At 27.8% G+C, this 21,500-nt stretch carries 17 protein-coding genes; all 17 read right to left on the reverse strand.

Annotated features, from left to right (window positions below; genetic code table 11):
- Positions 1 to 536: 536 nt before the first annotated feature.
- Positions 537 to 2,741 carry a discoidin domain-containing protein gene (locus H599_RS0107085; RefSeq protein WP_026713491.1) on the reverse strand — a complete coding sequence of 735 codons (2,205 nt, stop codon included), beginning with the start codon at positions 2,739 to 2,741 and terminating at the stop codon, positions 537 to 539.
- Between the two features lie 204 nt (positions 2,742 to 2,945).
- Positions 2,946 to 4,508 (reverse strand): murein biosynthesis integral membrane protein MurJ, encoded by a 1,563-nt coding sequence (murJ, locus tag H599_RS0107090; protein ID WP_026713492.1) that lies wholly within the window; start codon positions 4,506 to 4,508, stop codon positions 2,946 to 2,948.
- Entirely contained in the window at positions 4,486 to 5,562 is a 1,077-nt protein-coding gene (locus H599_RS0107095) for a glycosyltransferase family 4 protein (RefSeq protein ID WP_035141291.1), read from the reverse strand. The genes murJ and H599_RS0107095 overlap by 23 nt, the downstream gene beginning before the upstream one ends.
- 13 nt (positions 5,563 to 5,575) lie before the next feature.
- Positions 5,576 to 6,637 (reverse strand): glycosyltransferase family 4 protein, encoded by a 1,062-nt coding sequence (locus H599_RS0107100; protein WP_026713494.1) that lies wholly within the window; start codon positions 6,635 to 6,637, stop codon positions 5,576 to 5,578.
- Between the two features lie 80 nt (positions 6,638 to 6,717).
- Positions 6,718 to 8,097, reverse strand: a complete 1,380-nt coding sequence (locus H599_RS0107105; RefSeq protein ID WP_026713495.1) for a TolC family protein — start codon at positions 8,095 to 8,097, stop codon at positions 6,718 to 6,720.
- A 52-nt stretch (positions 8,098 to 8,149) separates the two neighbouring features.
- The gene (locus H599_RS0107110) at positions 8,150 to 9,400 is read right to left on the reverse strand and encodes an efflux RND transporter periplasmic adaptor subunit (protein ID WP_026713496.1); all 1,251 of its coding nucleotides are present in this window, start codon (positions 9,398 to 9,400) and stop codon (positions 8,150 to 8,152) included.
- A gap of 50 nt (positions 9,401 to 9,450) precedes the next feature.
- Positions 9,451 to 10,260 (reverse strand): ABC transporter permease, encoded by an 810-nt coding sequence (locus tag H599_RS0107115; protein ID WP_026713497.1) that lies wholly within the window; start codon positions 10,258 to 10,260, stop codon positions 9,451 to 9,453.
- Positions 10,260 to 11,060, reverse strand: coding sequence for an ABC transporter ATP-binding protein (locus H599_RS19325; RefSeq protein ID WP_051590669.1), 801 nt, complete (start codon positions 11,058 to 11,060; stop codon positions 10,260 to 10,262). Before H599_RS19325 ends, H599_RS0107115 begins: the two co-directional genes overlap by 1 nt.
- A gap of 9 nt (positions 11,061 to 11,069) precedes the next feature.
- Entirely contained in the window at positions 11,070 to 11,735 is a 666-nt protein-coding gene (locus H599_RS0107125; protein ID WP_026713498.1) for a 4'-phosphopantetheinyl transferase family protein, read from the reverse strand.
- A complete protein-coding gene (locus tag H599_RS19330) occupies positions 11,732 to 12,472 on the reverse strand; it encodes a thioesterase II family protein (RefSeq protein ID WP_051590670.1) in 741 nt (246 codons plus the stop codon). Before H599_RS19330 ends, H599_RS0107125 begins: the two co-directional genes overlap by 4 nt.
- A 6-nt stretch (positions 12,473 to 12,478) precedes the next feature.
- Positions 12,479 to 14,296 carry a dipeptidyl-peptidase 3 family protein gene (locus H599_RS0107135; RefSeq protein WP_026713499.1) on the reverse strand — a complete coding sequence of 606 codons (1,818 nt, stop codon included), beginning with the start codon at positions 14,294 to 14,296 and terminating at the stop codon, positions 12,479 to 12,481.
- A 51-nt stretch (positions 14,297 to 14,347) separates the two neighbouring features.
- Positions 14,348 to 14,923 (reverse strand): hypothetical protein, encoded by a 576-nt coding sequence (locus H599_RS0107140; protein WP_026713500.1) that lies wholly within the window; start codon positions 14,921 to 14,923, stop codon positions 14,348 to 14,350.
- A 34-nt stretch (positions 14,924 to 14,957) separates the two neighbouring features.
- Positions 14,958 to 15,764 carry an alpha/beta hydrolase gene (locus tag H599_RS0107145; protein ID WP_026713501.1) on the reverse strand — a complete coding sequence of 269 codons (807 nt, stop codon included), beginning with the start codon at positions 15,762 to 15,764 and terminating at the stop codon, positions 14,958 to 14,960.
- A 111-nt stretch (positions 15,765 to 15,875) separates the two neighbouring features.
- Positions 15,876 to 17,003, reverse strand: coding sequence for a radical SAM protein (locus tag H599_RS0107150; RefSeq protein ID WP_026713502.1), 1,128 nt, complete (start codon positions 17,001 to 17,003; stop codon positions 15,876 to 15,878).
- A gap of 90 nt (positions 17,004 to 17,093) precedes the next feature.
- Positions 17,094 to 17,318: a hypothetical protein gene (locus H599_RS0107155; RefSeq protein ID WP_026713503.1), complete on the reverse strand. Its 225-nt coding sequence runs from the start codon at positions 17,316 to 17,318 to the stop codon at positions 17,094 to 17,096.
- A gap of 152 nt (positions 17,319 to 17,470) precedes the next feature.
- Entirely contained in the window at positions 17,471 to 18,607 is a 1,137-nt protein-coding gene (locus H599_RS0107160; protein WP_026713504.1) for a serine hydrolase domain-containing protein, read from the reverse strand.
- 1,109 nt (positions 18,608 to 19,716) lie between these two features.
- The gene (locus tag H599_RS0107170) at positions 19,717 to 21,474 is read right to left on the reverse strand and encodes a non-ribosomal peptide synthetase (RefSeq protein WP_026713505.1); all 1,758 of its coding nucleotides are present in this window, start codon (positions 21,472 to 21,474) and stop codon (positions 19,717 to 19,719) included.
- Positions 21,475 to 21,500 lie beyond the last annotated feature (26 nt).

The raw sequence follows: 21,500 nt of genomic DNA on the forward strand, positions 1-21,500 counted from the left end.
AATTCAGGATCTATAGCAAAAAGAAAAGGTATAATACCCAAATAGTAGAAGACCGTTGAATCATTAGTAAATAGAGAAAGCCCCAATTGGTTAATTATTCATTTTCCCTTTTATGTAAGAGAAGGTCTTTTTTGTTTTCTGAGAGATCTCTGTAAAGTTCATATCGCTTTTCTTTATTACTTGACCATTCTTTTTTTGTAAATTCCCTATTTGGATAATTATTCATGGTCGCATTATAAGATAATGCATAAAAAACGTAAATAATAATTCCCAAAAAGAATAAGTACCCACTATAAGTAAGTGTTCCCAAGAGACATTTTTTTTCTTTCGTCTCTTTATAAAAACAAGTAAACAAATATCGCTGATAGAATAAAGCTTATAATCAGTATAAGCTTTCCATTATTTAAAATCATAATAATTGGTCTTTTTTAATTATATACATTAAACAAAATTTAGTCAATAACAACCCAAATCCAACATGTAAGAAAGTCTCAAAGGATTATTTAGGTTTAATTCTAAAGAATGAAAGGATACAATTAATCTTTCATCTGGGTATTATAAATCTCAACTCCAGATAATGCCATTCTAAATAAACTTCCCTCATCATAATCATTTCTTTGAAGATCAGTTCCTAAAATTCTTACATAACGAGTATAACATTTTTTAAAGTTAAATACCTGAGGATCATAAACTTTTGGAACAGGATGATTTTTCACTTCTTTAACAGTTTTCCAAATAATTCCATCATTTGAAGTTTGAACTTTAAACCCTACCGGAAAACCATTGGGTTCCATGTTCATATCTAAAGAATAAATGGGATACAATATGACTCTATCTATTTCTAACATATTATTCAAGTCTATACTAATCCATTCCTTATGATTTGAATACCCATTTAGTGTTTCACTTAGCCACCCTGTAGTTCCATAAACCTCTACTTTTCGATTACTCGTAATAAAATCAGAATTAAATTTATTTGTTTTTATCAAACTGGAGACTCTTACTAATTTCCCTCTCGCTAAATCTAAGCCTTCTTTCAAAAACTCTCCTTTGTTTTTTAGCAACTCCTTTGTTTTCTTATATAAAAAATCAGCTTTTGTTATTGCAACAACCCTAACCAGTTTTTCTTCTGTAAAAGACTCAAAAATCGAGTTATTTGTGTTCACATTAACAGATTCAAAATACATAGACCTTTCTTTAAACATACTTTCCAGAATTGATAAATCTGGATGTTCCCCAAAATAAGTAAACAAGAAATCTATTCCCCTCATTCTGCAATAACTTTCAAATTTATGTAAAAGATCAATGGATTCTTTTGGATAATCCTCCAATACCCTAATGGGTATGGGCGTTACTATCAATCTTGGTTGTTCATTAATAATTAAATTATTGAGCCTTATAATCAACTCTTTAACCGACTTAATGTTCAACATTTCTTTTCTATCAATAGTAATATCATTACCGCTTAACTTATAATATTTATTAAATAATTGGTAATAAACTTCTGAATTTTCAACAGGATTAAAATCAACACTGACTATTTTTGTAACATTCGTTTTCTTTAAAATAAAATTTTCATGAAACAAACTTGCCTTTAAACCCTCAAAATCAAATAAATCCAAATAAACTTTCGTTGAATCTTCTTCTCTTAATACTGGTTTATCTTTTAAATTAAGAAATTCTTCAGGTATAATGTTGCTTTTTATTAATGCATCATAAAAAGCAATTGCTGACTTTTCATGACCAACCTGAGTTGAATGACCATCCTCTTTTCCATATGTACATTGATCATTATATTTAGAATTCATACCCAAATACCCTACTCCAGCGGATTTAAGAAAATCCTTTTCTATATGACTATTTCTAAATCTATTATAGATAACAAGTTTTGAATTAATAGACTTTAATGAATCACTTAATTCCTTAAAAATCTCCAAGGACTCCTCATAAGTAAAGTTTATTCGACTAAAATTTCCATATTTAATCAGGTTTGTAGTATAATCATTTATTCTTTTTTTATCCTGAAATAAATCCATTTTGGATAATAAATCTGTAATATCATTTTCATTATTTGTATAATATCTACATATAGCCCGAAAAGAATATAAATAGTCATATAACCATTTACTATAAGAAAAATGATAATGTAGTTGATCTACGTATTTTTTAGCATTTACCAAATCTTTTGAATCTTGGTAAACAAGTATAAAGTCTTTATAAAGGGTACGATATAATAAAGCTTCATATAGTTTTAGACTAGTTGTTAATAATACTACGTCAGGTTGATAACCTATTATTTCCTTTTCTATACGGTTTATCAAATTTGTTGTTGAATAAATACCGTCAATAGAGCAATTAATAATCTCAATTTTATTACTGACTTTTTTCATTTTTTCCCTCAATAAACTCACATAAGTTTGTGGTGCACCTGTTTCAAATCCACATTCTTCAGAGGAACCAACTATGATTATTCTAAAAACCCCTTTCTTCTTTTGATGAGAAAATTCCAAATCATTGTAACCAAAACTATTGATATTAATATTATCACTATAAAAAATTGGTCTACGATTGTAATCTTGAGCATGAGGTATGTATTTATAGCCTAATATAGAATCTCTTTCATATATCATTGGAAAATGACTAGTAGCCAATTTTTGATGATAACAAATCCGCAAGAACAATTCAATGAAAATTACTATTCCAATTGATACAACTAAGATTTTTTTGATTTTTGAAAACATAAATTTTGCCTAATTTAAAATGATTTTAAAATTTTTAAATATATTAAAACTGACACAAATAATACCATGTCACTTAAAAATAGTGACAACTATTCTTACGAAATAATTAAGAAAAATGTTAGCTCTCAGAAAGCTTTATCATATAGATAATTGGAATAAATTCACAAAAGAATAAACAGAATGTATTCGTTAGAGAATTCATTTTTAAAAAATTAAAAATTGTCTAAAAAACACCTTTTTATTCAAACTTATTGAACCTGTAATTACTAGAAAAAATATAAATAGTGCTATTGAAACTATAAAGTTACATAACATGAAACTTATCTTAGAAAGTAGGCTGTGATTACTACTTTCGAAAACAAACATTTTCCCAAAATACATAAGAAAACCAAATAAAATAGTAGCACCACATAATTTTATTACAAAAGAGACTACATCTTTTATACAATAATCAATTCTATTTTTTAAAAGATATAATAAAATAAAATTCTTTACTATCTTTTGAATTACAAATGCCCAAGCTATTCCTATATATCCAATTTTATTTACAAATATCCATGTTAGAATAATATTAAGAACAACACAACCCATCCCAACAAAAACAGGTGTTTTTGTATCCGCAATCGCATAATAATAAATAACCAAGATAGTCTCTATTGCAAAAAAAACCAATCCTATTGAATAGATTAGAAAGGGTTTTGTTGTTAGTTGGGTTGAATTAACATCAAATGCACCTCGCTGAAATATAATTTCTATTATAAAATAACCATATACCAAAAAGAAAATAGTAATTGGGATGAATACAATTAAAATCCATTTTAAACAATTTGCAAATAAGTTTTGCAATTTATTTATATTCTTTTCTATTGCCAATTGTGAAAAATAAGGAAATACAACAATACTCAATATATAAGGAAACATAACAACCGGTAATTCAACAACTTTCTTCGAATAACTAAGTGCCGCAATAGCCCCCTCTTGTAAATAAGATGCAAACCCATTATCTATAAATGTACTTATTTGGGAGAATCCTACTCCTAACAACAAAGGCCAGGTCAATACCCATATATGCTTTTTATATACTGATTTAACTTCAACTTTTTTAAAACTAATTTTTTTATAAAGTTTACTAAGATGTAATACCAATCTCCCTATTGCTCCTAAAACAACACCTAGAATAGCTCCATAAATACCATAACTACCAAATAATAATATCATTGACAAAACTATCGCACCTTTAAACACAATTTCTCCAGATGCTGGTAAAATAAATTTTTTATCTGCATTTAATATAATGCTTGTTAATGTAGACAATGCTAAAAAAATGGCTGCTGGTATGCCTATTCGAATTAATCCTTTTCCTAAATCATATTGATTCCCACCAAATCCAGGAGCAAAAATCGATAGAAAACTACCTGAAAAGAAGATTACGAATATGGTTATTGTAATAGTAATTCCTAAAATAATACGTATTCCCAAATTAAATATACCCCAAGCTTGATTTTCTACTTTCTCTTTTTGTCTTGCTTCCAAAAAGACACGTAAAAAACCAGGTTCAATAATTTCTCTAAAAAAAAAGAAAAAACCTAAAATTATTGTAATAACAACTGTATATACATCAACTTCATAGCCTGTACCATAATAATTAGCTAGAACTAATTTTTCAATATACCCTAGCGCCTTAACAATAAGTGTGATAACTAAAAGCCCAAAAGAAGACTTTAGTAAGTCATTTTTAAAAAAACTAGATACTAATTGCTTCTTCATATACTTTTAATGTTTCTTTTGCTGTTTTTTCCCAATTGAATTGTTTTACTCTTTCGAGACCTAAATTAATTTTGTTTTGTCTAAGTTCTTTATTATTAAGCAGCATCTCTATACTCTTTGCCATTTCGTGGGTATCGTATGGATTGACTAGCAAACATGCATCACCACAAATCTCTGGTGAAGCTCCTTGATTTGAAACTATTACTGGTATTCCACAGGCCATGGCTTCTAAAGGTGGAATTCCAAACCCTTCATAAATGGACGGGAAAACAAATAAATCAGACATAGAATAAATAACGGGTAAATCTTTTTTAGGGACATACCCTGTAAATAAAATGTATTGTTTTAAATTGTATTTAGAAATGGTTTTATATACCGATTTATTTTTCCATCCTTTTTTACCAACTAACACCAATTTATGTTCAATTTTGTTTTGATTGATGAGTTCATTAAAGGCTAACAACAAACTTGTCAAATTTTTTTTCCCTTCAATATTTCCAACAAAAAGGATATACTTTTCTGGTAAATTATATTTCTTTAGTATATGAATATCTATAGTTCTTTTAAAAATAGGATCAATACCAAGATATATGACTCTAATCTTATGGGCATCAACATCAAAATGGCGTATAATATCCTTTTTGACTGTATGGGATACAGCTATTATTATTTCTGCATTGTGAATTGTTTTTTTTAAAAAAAAATTAAAATAAAATACCGATTGATATTTACATAAGTCCGGGAAATCTAAAGTTATAAGATCATGAATGGTTACAATTGCTGGTATTTTAAATCTATTGGGTAATATATAATGCGGTGAATGATATAAATTAACATGGCTTTTTTTGATGTAGAATTTCAATAAAAAAAATTCAAAAAAAATTCTTTTTAAACTACTTCCGCCTTTTCCATTAATGCTGTTATTTTCTAAAATATCAAACTCAAAATCCAATGATTTTATTTGTTGTAATGCTTTAAGTAAATATTCTGTGTAATATTGAACTCCGGAGTTTTGTTTCCCTAATTGCAATCCATTTAAAAGAATTTTTTTCATAATCGTAATTAAATTACATAAATAATTTTTCCATATCATTCACATGTTTTTCTATAGAAAACTTTTCTGAAACTCTTTTTCTGCCTTGCTGACCAAATTTTAATCTTAAATCATCATTCTCTAATAATTCTGTAGTCTTAGTTGCTAATAATGCATAATCATACGGGGCTACCAAATACCCTGTTTCATTATTAACTATAACCTCTTGGGGACCTCCTGATTTATACCCTACAACAGGTATTTCCATAGACATGGCTTCTATCAGAACCCTCCCAAAAGGTTCTTCAATGGCTGGATGAATTAAAACATCAATCTCTGATAAAACCATTATAACATCATTCTGAAATCCTACAAACTTAATGACATCAACTAAATCCTGATTTTTAACATATTCTATTAATAGCTCTTTATACTTAACATCCTTGGGATTCAAAATATCTCCAATTATTAGGAATTCAACTTCAGCATTTTTTTTATGTATGATTTGGGATGCCTTTATAAAATCTATTTGATTTTTCCATAATGTTAACTGTGCTATACACGCTACTGTTTTAAGTTTTTTTTGCCTATTTGTGTTTTTATACTTATCTATATCAATTCCTCCATAAATGACCTTTCCCTTAAAGGGAGCATTAAGTTGATTATTTATAAATACTGAATTACAAACAATTAAGTTTGAAAAAAGTTTCAAATTTTTAATAAATTTCTTACACTTTAAATTATCTCTTACGTGCCAAATCTTTTTTGTTCTAAAAAATAAAATCCCCAACCAAAGAAAATTCAAAAAAGAATTCGTTGTATTAAAATAAATAATCTCTGGTTTAAACTTCACTATCTGATGAAAACATTTGTAATTAATTACAAATGTTTTTCTTAAAAAAGAATACCATGAGATTTTATCTATAATCGAATCAATCTCTAAATACTTAGTCATTTTTATATGCTCAAAGTGATCTATATTTCCTGTTATTAACATTAATTGATACTTTGTATCTATTTTTTCGAGTAATTGTACCAAACTTATTTCAGCACCACTAAAAAAAGGAGATGAGCTTATAATTAAGATTCTTTTCATTATGTACGAAATGATACTATTTTATTATTATGTACGTATGAGAATATATGAAATATTATTACGAGAAAAATAAAGAGTCCTTAAAAATGCTGTTTTATATTACCAAGATGATAATCCACAACCATTTTTTGAAATAATAAAGTGTATAGTGCTTGAATGTGTTGAGAATGTGCTTGAAGATTTCTTTGTGCTTCTATATTTAAGTTTAATAAACTCCCCTTTCCTAATCGAAATAATTCTTGTTGTTTCTCAAAAGATTTTTGAGAAACTTCTACACTCGAAGCATTTATTATATAATTTTCCCTAAATAAATTAAAGTTTTGAAAAGCATTTTGTAAATCAATAAAAATACTTCTCTCTAAATTTAAATGGGACAATAATAAATTTTCATATAAGACTTTAGAACGCACAATATTGGTTCTATTACGAAAACCATTAAAAACAGGTATTTTTAAGTTTACACCATACCTGCTATAGTTATTCTCTTTGAACAACTGATCTTCTAAAGAAATCTCTTTAGAAATATTATCTATTTTATCAATTCTTGTCCTATTTGAAGAGTAATTTGAACCATAACTATAAAATAAAGATATAGAAGGTGAATTATCGGACTTTGATATCTTAATCTCAGAAAAAGCAGCTGCTTTTTCTGCAATTATTTTCTTTAAATCAGAACGATTATTGAGTGCTTCTTTTAACAAAAGGTCAAAATCATATGAGATAGCCATTATTTCATTGACATTCGAAGATAATGGAGCTATATCAAATTCTTCATTTAACTCCAATACCAAGGATTTTAATAATTGTCCTTTATCTAATTGAAGTTTGTTTCGCATTTCTATCAAGCTTGCCTCACTTTGTTTATAGAAGGCCTCTTGCGATAGCAAGTCAATTGAAGCACGTTTACCCAAGCTAACATACAGTTTGATTTGCTCATAGATTTGTTTTTGTACTTCAAAATTTGTCTCAGCCAATTTTAGCATTTCTTTATCTAGTAGTATTTGCAAATATTGCTGAGAGGTTTCTAAAAGAATATCTTGGACGCTCTGATCAATTTGTTCCTTTTGGGCAATTAATAGTTGTTTATTTTGCTTAAGTTGACTTAACTTTTTAAATCCATTAAAAATGGTTAGTTCAGAATTAATACCATAGTTGACGCTAGAAATTGTAGTATTTAACAATCTTGCATCTTGGTCTGACCATTGGAGTCCTTCGGTCTTAAACGCATTTCCATTTAGATTTAGGGTTGGAAATAAATTTGCCACACCCTGATTTTTAATAGCTTTATTTATTTTAAGATTATTCTTTTCTTTTTTAATTTCAACATTATGCTCAGCAGCTATAGATAAAATATCTTCGTAAGTAAAAACCTTCTCCTGAGAAATAGACAGACTAGGAAATAAAAATATTGACAAAAAACAAAGTAATTTAGCTTTTTGTCTTATGAAATATAAGACCATTTTTTTAATTTAAATATGTAAATGATTGAGGATTTAGACTACTTATTTTTAATTACTTTAACATAATTTTATCTACTTTTCCAAAGCTATCATAACTAGATGTGATGATTCTTTCTCCTTTTTCCAATCCTTCTAACACCTCATAATATTTTGGGTTTCGTCTTCCTATCTTTATATTTCTTTTGATTGCATATGTACCTGAACTATCAATAACATATACCCACTGTCCGCCTGTGCTTTGGTAAAATCCTCCATTAGGAATTAATAAAGCTTCTTTCGATTCTCCCAACTCTAAGCCTATACGTGTAGTCTGTCCTATTCTAATATCTTCAGGCCTTTCTACTTCAAAAGTCATATCTACAGAAAATTTCCCTTCTATTACTTCTGGATAAATTTTTGATATTTTTGCTAAATAATTCTTTCCGGAAAAATCACAGTTTCCTTTAAAGCCCTTATAAACTCTAGCGATATAGAACTCATCTATGTCCACTTTAAGTTTGTATGAATCCAATATGTTGATACTTCCAATACGTATTCCGTAATTAATGACTTCTCCTACTTTAGGATTCAGGCTTGCTAATTCACCATTTACAGAAGATTTTAACGTTAGCTTTTCTAAACGTTTCCTTGCTAAATCTAAATTTTCATACATGTTATTTATCGATTTTTTGGAAGACGAAATTCGGTGCAATCTAAAAACAGAATCTTGAATCGTTTTTTCTTTTAACAGTTTATATTCATTAGAATTTTTTTTGTAGCTCTCTCTGGAAATAGAAAGCTCTTCTTCGGAAATATAACCACCTTTAAACAAAGTTTCATTATTCTTAAAATCTCTTTTTAACTGAAACAATCCATAATATAATTCGTTTAATCTGTTTTTATTATTTATATCTTGATTTTGTAAGTTCATTCTTGCTTGTTCTAAATCATTAATAGCTCGTTCTACCTGAGCTTCATTATTAGAGATTTCCAACATCAACTTGTCATTACTCAATAACAAAATAGCATCACCTTCTTTTACTTTTGTTCCTTCTTCTATAAATATTTTCTCTACTCTCCCTCCTTCGGTAGCATCTAAATATATAGTTTGAATTGGCTCTACAGTACCTGTAACAGCAATATAATCTTTAAATTCTTCATTCTTTACAGTTGCTATTGAAACTTTATCCTTTACTACGTTTAATGTAGAACTATCATCATAGCTGATAAAATTATAAAAAACAAATACCAACAATAATACACCTAAAATCAGATATACTAAATTTCTTCTAATCCAAGATTTTTTTTGAATTTTCTTATCCATTCCCATACTATATAATTCTCAATTTATAATTTTATGATTGATTTTTGCTACTAATATTGCATCAATGTTCCTGACTTTTTCCCTTTCTCGACTGCCCATTCAAAAAATTTCAAACTTAAAGGAAATAAAACTATAGCTATACAAAACAAAATAATTAATTGATTGGATAACATTTGAATTGAATACCCTTTTAAAATTGACAATCTTAAAGCATCCAAAGAATATTTAATTGGAACAAGATAGGAAAGTTTTTGAAGTCCATCAGGTAATATTGCTACTGGAAACACAGCCCCTCCCAACAAAGAACTCAAAGCACCAAAAACAATACTAAAAGGCTCCCCTTGTTTAAAAATAATGGTGCCTCCAGCTGAAAAAATCCCTAAGCTAATAAAGACGCCAAGCGACAAAATTAAAGTCAATAATGTGGATAAAACATTAATATTAGACATATCAAAACCCAAAAATAAAGCCGAAACGATAAACATAAATACCAATACGGTACCATTGTGAATAAATTTAAAAATGGCTGACATAAATATAATCGTTTTGGTATCTGTTTGAGAACTCAATAAAGCCTCCAAACAACCTGCCATTTGATCTCTTCGAGTTGTTGCTGAAAATTCTTGAACCGCCATCATAAAATAAGTTGTAAATGCAATTCCAATTAATGTAAATGAAAAATAATCACCACCATATAAAGCAAGACTCGCTTCTGTTTTAGATGGAACCATTTTTGCAATAAAAAAATAGGTCAAAAGAGGAAAAACAGTTCCAAAAGTCGTTGTTATCAATGCCATTTTATAACTTAAAAAAATGGTAAAATCTCTTTTTATAAATGCTTGTAGTTTATATAATCTCATCATTTTACTTGGGCTAAATGGTATTGTTTATTTTTAATGTTCGTCATGATTTTATAATAATTCTCTAGAGAATTAAATTTCACTTCTGTTTCTTTTATACTACAAAAATCAATTATTTGCCCATCTTTCATGAAGCATATTTTATCACATAAAATTTTAGCTTCAGCCAAACTGTGTGTAGCGATTAATAAGGTGCGTTCTTTACTTTCATGTACCCGCTCTGAAATAATAGTTGCTATGTCTTTGGCTGAAATAGGATCCAATGTTCTCGTAGGCTCATCCAAAATTAAAATATCCGGGTTTGATAATAAGCCTCTGGCTATTGCCAATCTTTGTTTCATACCTGAAGAATATCCTGCAAAAATCTTATTCTTAGATGACTCTAATCCAACCATCTTTATTAATTCTTCTACTTTTACATACAGCTCTTTTCCTTGTAAATTATCCAACGCTCCAAAAAACAACAAATTTTCTTTTCCTGTCAACCTCCAATAAAAACTTCGTTCTTCATTTAAAACGAATCCAACATGTTTTCTCGCTTTTAAATTGTCTTTAGAAGTATCATATGTATCTACCATGAGTGTTCCTGATGAAGGATAAAGTAAACCTCCAACAATTTTTAAAAATGTTGTTTTTCCTGCTCCATTGGCACCTAAAAAAGCAATACGATCTCCTGGTCTAATTTCTATATCTACACCTTTTAAAGCTTTAAAATAATTAGTACTAAAAGGTTTTGTAATATATTCTATATACCTTTTGGGTATAGGGTATTGCATAACTATATTTTTTGCTGAAATCATTCTAAAGTATTAAATAATATTAAATTTATTCTCATAAAAATCGACATAACATTTTGAGATTTGAACATCTGAAACATTTGTAGCTAAACATGTGCTATAGGCTTCGTTTATTTCAATATGTTGTATATACCATTGTTTATTTTCATAACAAACCTCCCTATGTTTTTCCTGAATCTGAAGCAAAGGAATTGACAGTCCTCGTCCATCGGCTTTAATAATACTTTCTTTCATAGTCCAATAATCAAAAAAAGTTGTGGTTGGGTTGGTTGAGGCATGAATACTACTCCACTGATTAGGTGTCATGATTTTACTAAAATGATCAAAATTGATATTAGATATCTTTTCGATATCCACTCCAAGGTTTACATCTTTGGAAAAAGCACAAATTACATATTCGCCAGCATGTGAAATGTTAAAATCAAAACCTTGTTCGAAGTAGGGACGTTTATAACTAGTGTATTTTAAATCACTTAAAGAAAAAGTATCATATCCATTTTTATTTAATGCTTCAAGTAGTAAAAGCTTTCCAAACAGATTGGCATGTCGATCTTGCCATCTTATAAATCTTTGATTTTTTTCTTGCAATTCCAAAGGCAATTTACTTAAATAGTCTTGATACAAATACTTTGGAAGTTCTTTTTTTAATTTTGAATAAAAGATACGGGCTGTTTTCAAATACTATCTTTTAATATTAAATCTTTGCATTCATTATAATTTTTAAAACTTTTTTTAAACAAATTCCTAAAAAAATCAATATGTCTGTAAATAAAAAAATGATTGCCTTCCATTTTGGTTAAGGTAACTTCAGCTGTTGTTTCATCTTTCCAATCTTGCATTTCTTCTTCTGTCGCTTCTTCTGAACCATAGAAAACATCAATGGGGATTGTTAATTTTACTTTCTTTACATATTGATAATTCTCTATAGCGGTAAAATCTGCCTTTAGAATTGGGATGTAAAATTCGATTAATTCAGGATGGTTTTGTAATTCAACTGGAATACCACCTAATTTTATAACTTCCTCCCAGAATTCTTCATCTGGTAAATGAGCTATTTTTACTTCCCTTCCTATAGAGGGAGATTTCTTACCACTTACCACTAATTTTTGTGGTTTTTTAAGTCCTAATTCTTCTATTTTTTGACAGATTAAATATCCAATTAAAGCTCCCATACTGTGACCATAGATTATATAATCTTCTGTAACAATTATTTCCTTTTTAATTTTTGGAAGTAAATCTTCGATGAGTAAATCAATATCAATTATTATATTTTCTTTCATTCTCATACCTCTACCTGGATAATCTAAAACAATAAAATTATCAATGTTCTTCGCTATTTTTTGAAAAGAATATTTATTACCACCAGCAAATGAAAAACAAAGCATATTTATTTTATTTATGTATTTAGGTTGCATTTTTAATTATTTAGTTTTAGGGAAATTCTGACTTATAAATAATTGTTGGGCTATTAAATTCTCATTATTTATATCTCCATTAACAGGAATCAACGAAAAATTCACATCCCGTTTTAGACGCCTTTTAACCTCCTTGTACAATGCTTTATCTATTTTTGAACCATACGTATCAACAAGCAATTTTGCTTCTTCATAACTAGAAAATGCCATTATTCTTTCGACCAACACAAAAAGATCTTTAATGGCAACCTGCAATTTTTGATAGCTATCTATTTTAAAGTAAACCTTACCGTTAATAACAGTTTTTTCTATTAAATTTTCATATTTATAGTAACACCAGTTTGCTATTAACTGTTTTGCTATCATATGCTCACTTACCAAATTATTAATTTTGCCTACTTTCCTCAGTTGTACTATGAGTCCATCTAACAAATAAATTAAAACTTTCGAATGCCCCATTTCTTTGCTCTTAAGCAACTTTAATTTAATTGTACTATCATCCAAAAGAAAATATAAGGAGGCTAAATCCGCTCTTGTTTCTTCTAAAATCGACTTAAACTCAAGAAGTGATTTTTTTCCTTTTTGTTCAAATTGTGACGTCCCATGCCCTAAGTATTCATGAAAATAAACGTGAACCAATTCTGAATTATAGTCGTAGTAACTCAATAATTTTATTTGTTTCTTATCATTACAAAATTCATTATAAATATCTATCACAAATCCTGATCTCAGATAACTCTTAATAACATTTACATAAATTAAGGATTTAGATCCAAATTTATTTTTTAAATTTTCTTGATTCGGCAAATTTTTACCTGTTGATATAAATCTTAAGCAATCTCCATAAAATGAAATAATATCACATGGACATAATTTTGCTTTATTCAATTCATCAAAATTTGAGTATTTGAAAAGAAAATCTTTCTCAAGAAAAAAAGTAATATTATTCCTAATTATATTACTTCTTAAAACTTCCTCATCATTCACAACATAAACAATTGATTCCCAAGTGCACTTTACGTTAAAAAAATCTGAATAATTTTCTATAAAACCATTCAGAAAGCCTATCTTTTCTTCTGATTCAATCCATTCTTCAATGTATAAAAAAAAATAATCTACATCCCCAGTAACATAAAATTCAACTAAATAGTTAATTAACTTTTTGAACTTTTCATTTGTTGTAAGAAAAGCAGCCTCCTTTAACCATAAGATAATTGCTCTAATCTGACTATCGTAAAGCCCCGATTGTTTATAGAGTGTTTCAATGAATACCTTATTTTCAATAGTCAATCTAGAATTAAAGCCAAAAGGATAATATCTTTCAGTCTCATTAAATATATCGTTATAAAAGGCACGAATTTGATCCTTATTAACGTTGTAGTAAAAGTTTTTAAAAATTGAATCTTTTTTCGGTATATATACAAAGCTAAATATTAGGGGGAACAATTCTTTTTTAATTAACTTAGTCATATTTTTATCATCTAATTCTGAAATTAAAAATTCCAAAAAACAGATATTAAACTTAGTTTCCAGCTTCAAGCCATTAGTATCATAAATACCTTTAAAGTACCAAAATTGAAAAAGAAATTCTTCAAATAAAATAAATGATTTGTTTGATGAATATTTAATTGAAAAATTGAAATATATGAATTCTAAATGCTTTTTTATTGTAAGATTGTGCTTATTGTTTTGATCATAAATTATTGTATCCCCCGCAACTCCTGCATTATTTAAGCAATCAACTATTTGTCTATCTACGACCGTTAGTGATTCAATATACTTACTTGTATATTGTATAAATTTTGATTTTTCAGTAAAATTCACTTATAATATTGTTATATCAAGTAATTAACTTTCTGCACTTATTTTAACTTGTTAATCAATTTCTTTTATTTTTTTAATAAAATCAATAAATGATTTATCATCAACCATAAAACTATAGATACTTTCCATGAAATATTTCATTGAAATAAAAATTATCTTTCTATTATTTATATAGTCCTCGTTCGCCTTAAAATGACTTCGATGTAAATCATCTATATTTAAACTGAAAGAGGTACATGATAAATGCAATATTAAATAAGTAATTTTCATCTCTGATGCATTTAATTTCAGAATTCCGTCTTGCTCTAAATTTTTAATTTTACTAATAAGCAATATTGCCTTACTTGAAGTGAGTAATGGAATTCTTTTTACTATCTCAAATAGGTATGAATCGGATAGTATCTCTGAGGTAATTGTTTTATCATAGAAAGCAAAAAACTCATTGGCATTTTTTTCTATCAGCTGAGCTACCTCGTCCGAAAAAAATTCTTCATCATTTGAATTTAAGGATTTTAAATTATTTTTTATGATAAATAATATACTGCTAATTATTAAACTGAATCTTATTGTTGCTAAAAACATACTATCAACATTATACTCTACAACAATTTTTTCTTCGTTCATCATATTTTATTTTTTTTTATCTATGAATTACATTAATTTAAAGCGAGTTCAACCAATTCAATACTATTTTTGGCCACTCATGTAATAGAAACTCTTTAGATGTATCACCAATATTAAATCCATGACCTCCGTGAGATGAGAGTAATACAGTAGAATTAATGTTGTATTTTTTAGCTTCTTTGATAAATTTATTTAACACTTTTAATGATGACACTCGATCATCAATTGCTTGAACAATAAAGCATGGGGCGATTCCTGAATGTAAATTTTTCTCTATGCTTAGTGAGTTTCTTAAATCTAAATCATCTATGCTCGTTAAGAAATTTTTTAAAGACGTCATATGATATTCCTTAATCATTGACAATATAGGGTAAATCAAAATGAATGCATCTGGCCTAAAACTATCGTAATTTAAGAAATAATTACCTATAGGCGAATCTGGGAATTTTTTTAACACTGAAAGCAACCCAGACAAATGCCCTCCCGCACTATATCCTAAAGTAACTATTTTTGATCTTTCATTCTCAAAATTATCTAGTACAAATTGCTTTATTAAAAACATTGCGCGACATGCATCCATTAAGGGGGCTGGGTAAAATTCAGGTAAGACACGATAGTACACTACATAACAATAGATACCCTGGTTTGAAAAAAAATTTGCTGTTTTTATGCCCTCTTCTAGAGAAATCGTCCCATAACCTCCTCCAGGAAATATTACTAGGTGGATTTGTGATTTCATGGCCTTTTCATCGGGGTAAAAAATATCCACCCTTCCTTTTGATCTTGACCTTTGTGAACTACTCCAATACTCATCATCCCATAATCTGAAAGATTTATTTTTCATTTCGTAATTTAAAAAATTTAAGATGATAAATTGTTGCTTATAAAACTCTTTTTCAAGATTGATAAAATCTTGAATTTTTAAGACAAATCACAATCCATTGAAAGCAATATTTTAGACTAAATTTTCACTACTACTTTTTTTACTAGCAGCAATAACTTGCTCTAAATGAACACTAACGTGTTCTATCAGCATATATAATGCTTCACAGAAAATACTGGGATTATCAAAGTTATTATTATCTGAATATCTGTGACTGATATGCCCTCCATGACAAATATCATTTACTGGACACGCCTGACATGCATTTGGCAAATTAGTCATCTCTTTTTCTATCAAATTAAACCTTTCATTCTTTAATAAAGAATTAATAGATTCCTCTTGAATATTCATGTTTAAAGCAGCACCATTTGCTACTTTTAAAGTATCGTCTAATTCAATTTGACCGTTGGTTTCAATTATTATCGGAATAAGTAACTCCTTAGTATGGGAAGCACTTTTTTTTAAAATTTTTAATATAATGTCGTCAAAGTAGCGAATACGAAAATTATTTGAAATATCATTCATATATACATTAAATAATTTTATTAGCCATTCGCCATAGAACTTTATTTCTTCTGCTGGAGGAGATTTATAGTTGTTAAGAGGCAGCAAAAAATCAACTAAAAAAGGATTATACCTTTTAAAATAAAAATATATTTCTTCTGGATCATTTTGAAGGTCAATTACGCATAAAAAGCCTCTGAAATTTTTATTTAAAGGTGTCGTAGAAATTAGATCTAACTTATTCTCCAGTCTCATTCCTATACCAATATCTGAAAAATCAACTCTATACCTATCGTTCATTTCAGAAGTCCCATCAGAACTAATATAAATCCCAATATTTTTATCAATAAAAAGATTTATAAATTTTTCGTCGAGTAAAAGTCCATTTGTCTGAATTGTTGACGAGTAATTTACTCTCGAATTACTAAAAGTTTTTCTCAGTATATCTAAAAACTTTTCAGCTCTATCATACCCCATTAATAATGGTTCTCCACCATGAAAATTAATATTTACAGTGCTTATATTATTTTCTTCAGCATAAGCAATAATTTTGTTTAATGCTAATTCAAAAGTAAAAGCAGACATATGTTTAGGTTGTTTTTTAAAACTACTGTCTCCTTTATTATAAACATAGCAATACTTACAATTCAAATTACACAAACTAGCTACCTTAAAAATAAATGTATTAATCTTCATTGAATTTTACGATATTTCCGATTATTATAGATAAATAAGCAATTAAAATTTAACCAGAAAATTTTTTCTGGTTAAATCCATTAGCTTATCTTATATTTTGTCTGGCGCAGTAGTATAAGAACCTCCAATATGAAACCTTAAACGATCCGTTAAAGCGTCATTCAGCAAATCCTTTAAAGCCCCATTTTTCAACGAACTGATTGAAGAAATACTCAATTCTTCAAGTTCATAAATTTTTAAAGATCCAACTACTTCTGTAAAAACTTTTTCATCATTCGACAAATCTGCTTTTTTTAAATTTTCTAAAAAATCCATAAAATATAAATTATTAATTTTTACCTACTCTATTCAGGCTTTTCGGTTACCGCCATCTCTTAAATCACTAGTGATGTCCAAATATATAATATTTTACTTAATAAAAAAAATATTTTAGTATTTTTTTTTCCTGTTAAAACGTAAAAATATTATTAGAAATTTTCATCACAATAGATCTTAAAAATATTGCTTATATTGTAATAGGCAGGAGGCGAGTAATTACTCATGATTAGGCCCATTGTCTTATCTTTATCATTAATCCAAAATGAAGAATTAAGCGAATTGAACCATCCATATTCTGATATTTTTTCTTCACTACCTTTACTAATTTTAACTCGAACTCCCAAACCAAATCCATAGTCGACAATAGGATTATAGCTATGAATTTTGTATGGCAAGTGTTTATCAGTTAAGTAATTTTTTTTGAATAAATTTATCACATTTTCTGAACAAACTCTTTTTCCTTCAAATACTCCATCATTCAGTAGTAATTTTGAAAAATTTCTATAATCTGAAAATGTAGAGTATATACCATTGCCTCCTGAATATAATTTTGGAGATTCTCTTGGTAAAACTTGAGATTTCCCACTTAACTTTCCTTCTTGGGTATCTATAAAATATACTTTGCATAGTAAGTTTGGATCTGCCTTTGTTAAATCAAAGTAAGTATTATTCATCTTAAGAGGTAAAAAAAACTTTTTCGACATAAACTCATCTAGGCTTAATCCTGAAATAATCTCAATAAGTAAACCGATAATATCTATTGAAATACTATACCTCCATTTTTCACCTGGTTGGGAAACCAATGGTAAATCTAAAATTTTATCTACAAAACCTTTCAAATAAATTTCTTCATTTGACTGCATTACATTGACATACAGATCAATATACATTTGATCAATCGAATTGTCAACATACACAAAATCACTAAAACCAGCAGTATGAGTTAATAAGTCAATAAAATTTATTTCTCTATATATTTTTGAAAAACTTCCATCTTCATTTAAAATCTTCAGATCACTAAATTTTGGTATATATGCACTTACATTTGAATCTAGTGGAATATTTTTTTCTTCACAAAGGAGGAGGAACGCAAAGCTTGTTAAAGGCTTACTTAAAGAAGCAAGAGAAAAAATAGAATTTTCATTGATACAAATTCCACTATCAATATCCTGATATCCAGCCGAGAAGTTAAATAACTCAGTATTGCCATTATAAACTCCGCAAATTGTACCTGAAATTTTATCTTCTTTCACGTAACCCTCAATGATTTCTATAAATTCTTCCATTTTTTATTTTTTTGTCTTTTTTCACTAGTGTCCACTAAAGAACACAAAAAGTTCTCCTGAATTATTGCAAAATTGTATTTAAGTGTAGTTTTTGAGCGTGACGATTCGAAATATTCGTAAATCAACATTACGAATATGAATCACGGTAAATATACTTTCTCCCAATTAATTGATTTTCTTCCTTTAAAAGTTTTTTGATAGAGTAACAGCTAAATATTCAGGCAATAAATAACATAAGTATTTTACTTATTGCTATAAATTATTATGTACGCTATTTGGTCAACTTTCAGCAAGAGAAAATTTGAGAAATCTGAAAATAATTTGAAAAACGAAACAATGAAAATCTTATCATTTGCGTTTTGCAAAAAATGTAACCCGTAGGTAGCAATTAATCTATCAGTAATGAAAACCGTAATTTTAAAATATTTGATTAGATAATTCTTCACTTAATAATGAATACTCAAGATAAAAAGCGCAATGATGCTTTTGAAATAAAAGGAAATATTTATACCTTGATTCTTCTACAACAGACTTATATTTGAGTATGTTTTATTGAGTTCATTTAAAAAAACAAAAGCAAAAATAAAATTACACACTCTTTTTGATATTAAACCAATAATCAGTGTGTTTCTTCACATCACTGAGCCAAATATTTAAGATGTTAATATAATGGATGCAGATTATGAAGCATTCACATACTACATTTTTGACCGTGCTTACGTTGATTATGACAGACTTTTTAGAATTACAAATACTAAAACACTAATACCTATTTTGTAGTGAGAGCAAAATCTAATGCAAATTTTAAATGAATGTATATTCAAAAAGTAAATAATAAAAAAAAAAAAAACTAAAAGTGAAGACCTTTTGAGAAACAACAGAGAATGCCCTTCACATTCAAATCAATTTGCAATTATAGCCTATTGTTTAGATTCAATAGTCTCAAAAAGCTTACAAACAAACCGTTTAGTATATGAAATCCTATAAATTTTATCAGCATAGTTACTCTATAAAACACCTCTAAATAAATTCACTTATGAAACTAAATTACAATAATGTTAATGGATTTTGTATTAACTAACTAGTTTTCAAATTATTTTAAGTGGACACTAGTGGTCTTTTTTATCAATAAAATCAGCAAGATTCGTAATTGTTTCTTTTTCAATTATCGCCAAAAACGGGATATCTACTTCATATAGTTTTTTAAATTTTAATATAAATTTAGTAGCCTTAATTGAATCCCCCCCTAATAGAAAGAAACTGTCATTGTTACCAATTGTTTCCGCATCAATATCTAGAACCTCTGACCATAGTTCCCTAATCATATTTTCTAAATTAGAGCTTGGTACATTTATTATCTTGCGTGGTTTTATAAAAGGAGAAGGCAACATGGATTTATCAATTTTACCAGAATTAGTTACCGGAATTGTTTTTAGTAAGATGTAATAATGTGGAAGTGAATATTTCATTAGTGTTTTAGACAGATGTTGCTCTAATTCATTTCTTAAAATTTCAGTTTCTGAGTTATAATAAGCAATTATCATATTTTTTTCTTTATTGAAAATTACAATTGCCTTTCTTACCAAAGGATGCTGTTTTAAAGCAAATTCTATTTCTGAAAGCTCAACCCGATAACCGTTAATTTTTACCTGACTATCCTTTCTTCCAATAAATGTCAATTCACCATTATTATTCCAATGAACCAAATCTCCTGTTTTATATACTCTCTCCTTAATCCCTAACGGATTCTGAATAAAAAACTCATTTGTAAGGTCTATTTTATTTAAATACTTTACTGCTAATCCTTCACCTCCGATATATAATTCTCCTATAATACCAATTGGCTGCAGCATATTATCCTTTATAACATAAAACTTACTTCCTTTTAAAGGCCTTCCTATAGGCACGAGTTTAGTTTCTACTTTTGATTTTATATTATTAGCACTTACATATATTGTTGATTCGGTCGGTCCATATAAATTTACAAACTTTGTGTTCGGCATTAATTCTAATGCTTTGTTGATAAGATTAACATCTAATTCTTCACCCGCCAAAAAAACAAATTTTAAAGTTAATTTTTCCTTTGTATTTAAATTCATCTCTAATGTTTCAATAAATACTGAAAATATTGTTGGGACAAAATTAACATGCGTAACTTTATTAATCCTAATATGATCGATTACATAATTAATATCTTTCTCGTTGCTCTCAGGAAGCACTACTAACGTACGACCGTTAAAAATAAAACCAAAAACTTCTGTTAATGACACGTCAAACATAATATTAGTCTTAAATAAGAAGCAGTCATTTTTTCTTAGTGGATATAATTTCTGAAGTAATTTTATTTTTGACACCAGTGAACAATTATCAATCAAAATACCTTTTGGCAAACCAGTTGTCCCCGATGTATATATAATATACGAAAATTCTTTGTTGGTTAATTTTGGATATTGAAATAAAGAATCATTCTTGCTTCTGAGAATTATCTCCGTAGTAACAATTTTTATTTTATTGTTCAGTGGCACAAGTTTTTCTGTATTTTTTATTTTGTCAGCAAGTATAATTTTGGGGTTGCAATCATTAATAATGTTATTTATACGCTCTATCGGTGTTTGTATTGATATTGGAACATAAATTGCTCCGATGAAATTAATAGAATAAATACTTATTATTAGATCTGAGGACCTTTCTCCAAATACTACCACTGCATCATTTTTCTTTATTTTATTTTTGATTAAAAATCCTGATACTAAATCGATTTTTTTTTTAAACTCTCGATAATTTATTTCCTCTGACTGATCTTGAATAGCTATTGAATCTGGATATTTTTGTGCTGATTTTAGTACTTCTTCTTTAAAGCTATGCATATTGCGTTTTTTATTAATTTATTTCA

The organism is Flavobacterium daejeonense DSM 17708, assembly GCF_000425425.1.
In the GTDB taxonomy this organism is placed as follows: domain Bacteria; phylum Bacteroidota; class Bacteroidia; order Flavobacteriales; family Flavobacteriaceae; genus Flavobacterium; species Flavobacterium daejeonense.

Excerpts from the sequence above, each read along its gene's own strand:
- H599_RS0107155 (WP_026713503.1), bottom strand. The coding sequence starts at position 17,318 with ATGGATTTTTTAGAAAATTTAAAAAAAGCAGATTTGTCGAATGATGAA.
- H599_RS0107170 (WP_026713505.1), bottom strand. The coding sequence starts at position 21,474 with ATGCATAGCTTTAAAGAAGAAGTACTAAAATCAGCACAAAAATATCCA.
- H599_RS0107100 (WP_026713494.1), bottom strand. The coding sequence starts at position 6,637 with ATGAAAAGAATCTTAATTATAAGCTCATCTCCTTTTTTTAGTGGTGCT.
- H599_RS0107140 (WP_026713500.1), bottom strand. The coding sequence starts at position 14,923 with ATGATGAACGAAGAAAAAATTGTTGTAGAGTATAATGTTGATAGTATG.
- H599_RS0107145 (WP_026713501.1), bottom strand. The coding sequence starts at position 15,764 with ATGAAAAATAAATCTTTCAGATTATGGGATGATGAGTATTGGAGTAGT.
- H599_RS0107085 (WP_026713491.1), bottom strand. The coding sequence starts at position 2,741 with ATGTTTTCAAAAATCAAAAAAATCTTAGTTGTATCAATTGGAATAGTA.
- H599_RS19330 (WP_051590670.1), bottom strand. The coding sequence starts at position 12,472 with ATGCAACCTAAATACATAAATAAAATAAATATGCTTTGTTTTTCATTT.
- murJ (WP_026713492.1), bottom strand. The coding sequence starts at position 4,508 with ATGAAGAAGCAATTAGTATCTAGTTTTTTTAAAAATGACTTACTAAAG.
- H599_RS0107095 (WP_035141291.1), bottom strand. The coding sequence starts at position 5,562 with ATGAAAAAAATTCTTTTAAATGGATTGCAATTAGGGAAACAAAACTCC.
- H599_RS0107105 (WP_026713495.1), bottom strand. The coding sequence starts at position 8,097 with ATGGTCTTATATTTCATAAGACAAAAAGCTAAATTACTTTGTTTTTTG.
- H599_RS0107150 (WP_026713502.1), bottom strand. The coding sequence starts at position 17,003 with ATGAAGATTAATACATTTATTTTTAAGGTAGCTAGTTTGTGTAATTTG.
- H599_RS0107115 (WP_026713497.1), bottom strand. The coding sequence starts at position 10,260 with ATGAGATTATATAAACTACAAGCATTTATAAAAAGAGATTTTACCATT.
- H599_RS19325 (WP_051590669.1), bottom strand. The coding sequence starts at position 11,060 with ATGATTTCAGCAAAAAATATAGTTATGCAATACCCTATACCCAAAAGG.
- H599_RS0107110 (WP_026713496.1), bottom strand. The coding sequence starts at position 9,400 with ATGGATAAGAAAATTCAAAAAAAATCTTGGATTAGAAGAAATTTAGTA.
- H599_RS0107160 (WP_026713504.1), bottom strand. The coding sequence starts at position 18,607 with ATGGAAGAATTTATAGAAATCATTGAGGGTTACGTGAAAGAAGATAAA.